This is a genomic window from Actinophytocola sp., assembly GCF_036402745.1.
Classification (GTDB): Bacteria; Actinomycetota; Actinomycetes; order Mycobacteriales; family Pseudonocardiaceae; genus Actinophytocola.
In genome coordinates this window covers 1-1,611 of sequence record NZ_DASWSJ010000273.1, presented here as the reverse complement: position 1 = coordinate 1,611, position 1,611 = coordinate 1, and the positions used below count along the sequence as shown (strand labels likewise).

Here is a 1,611-nt window from a genome sequence, read left to right as displayed (position 1 = left end):
CGGGCCACGCCGGCGAGGTCGCCGTAGACGCAGACCGCCGCGACGTGCGGGCAGGTGGGGTCGCCCGGCTCGGGGCGACGGGCCTTGGCGGCCAGCGAACGCACCTTGCCCGGGGTGTCCGAGCCCTCCAGCGTGGTGAGGTCGACCATCGAGATGGCGGTGTCGATGGCCCAGGCCTTCGAGGTCGTCTTGATCGAGCGGGTGCCGAGCACTGCGACGCGGGCCTCGGCGCCGACCTGGTCGACGCCGGGAAGGCCGTGCAGGAAGGCGCGGAACGCCGAGTCCGACCGTGTGACGTCGGCGTGGGGAGGCGTCGGTGCGGCGCGCACTCGGGTGTCCTCCGACAGCGCGTCGGAATCGAGCACGTGGGTCATGCGCCCATTGTCACCTGCCGGGCGTCGTCCTCCCGGGCCCGCTCACCCTGGCCTCGCCGCCGCGGTGCCGGGGGATGCGGCGTGGCGGGCCCGCTACCGTGTCGCGCGTGCAGCTCACCGTCGTCGACCACCCGCTGGCCCGCGCCCGTCTGACCAAGATGCGCGACGAGGGGACGGACAACGCGTCCTTTCGGGCCGCGCTACGTGAACTCACCCAGATGCTCGTCTACGAGGCGACCCGCGATCTGGCCATCGCCGAGCAGCCGATCCGGACCCCGGTCACCGCGACGACCGGCTACCGGCTGGCCGCACCGCCGCTGATCGTGCCGGTGCTCCGCGCCGGCCTCGGCATGGCCGACACCGCGCACGGGATGCTGCCGGAGTCGCAGATGGGCTTCGTCGGGCTGGCCCGCAACGAGGTGACGTTGCAGCCGGAGGCCTACATGGCCTCGCTGCCGACGTCGCTCGTCGACCGCGAGGTGTTCGTCCTGGACCCGATGCTGGCGACCGGTGGTTCGCTGGTGCACTGCTGCGGCCTGCTGACCGCGCGCGGGGCCACGTCGATCACCGTGTTGTGCGCGCTGGCCGCACCGGAGGGCCTGGCCCTGCTGGAGCAGAGCGGCCTGCCGCTGCGGGTGTTCACCGCCAGCATCGACGAGGGGCTCAACGACAAGGCCTACATCGTCCCCGGACTGGGGGACGCGGGCGACCGCCAGTTCGGCGCCGTCTGACCATGCGGTTCGGGGTGCTCGGCACCGGCCACTGGGCGCGGACAGTGCACGCCGCCGCCCTGGCCGCGCACCCCTCGGCGGACCTCGTCGGGATCTGGGGCCGCGACCTGGCCAAGGCCAAGGCCGTGGGTGCGGAGTTCGACGTGGCCGGTTACGCCGACGTGGATGCGCTGCTCGCCGACGTGGACGCCGTGGCGATCGCCGTACCGCCGGACGTGCAGGCACCGCTGGCCGAGCACGCGGCGGCGGCGGGCAAGCACCTGCTTCTGGAGAAGCCGATCGCCCTGGACGTCGCTGCTGCCGACCGGGTCGTCGCCGCCGTGCGCACGGCCGGCGTCGCCTCCGTCGTGTTCTTCACCTTCCGCTTCGAGGTGGCCACGTCCACCTGGCTGACTCAGGCGTCGCGGACGACGCCGGCGGGCGGTTCGGCGTCCTGGCTGGCCTCGGTGGCCGAGCCGTCCTCCGACACCTCACCCTGGCGGTCGGAGCGCGGCGCCCTGTGGGAC

At 73.7% G+C, this 1,611-nt stretch carries 2 protein-coding genes and 1 pseudogene; 2 read left to right on the top strand and 1 reads right to left on the bottom strand.

The genetic code is table 11. The annotated features are described in order from the left end of the window. Positions 1 to 374, bottom strand: a pseudogene (locus tag VGD70_RS25895) (hypothetical protein); the annotation flags it as partial. A 107-nt stretch (positions 375 to 481) separates the two neighbouring features. Between VGD70_RS25895 and upp the strand changes: the two are divergent. Further along, positions 482 to 1,105: a uracil phosphoribosyltransferase gene (gene upp, locus VGD70_RS25890; protein WP_331085738.1), complete on the top strand. Its 624-nt coding sequence runs from the start codon at positions 482 to 484 to the stop codon at positions 1,103 to 1,105. A 2-nt stretch (positions 1,106 to 1,107) separates the two neighbouring features. Beyond that, positions 1,108 to 1,611 (top strand): Gfo/Idh/MocA family protein (locus VGD70_RS25885; RefSeq protein WP_331085736.1); only part of this gene is annotated, 504 nt, incomplete at its 3' end.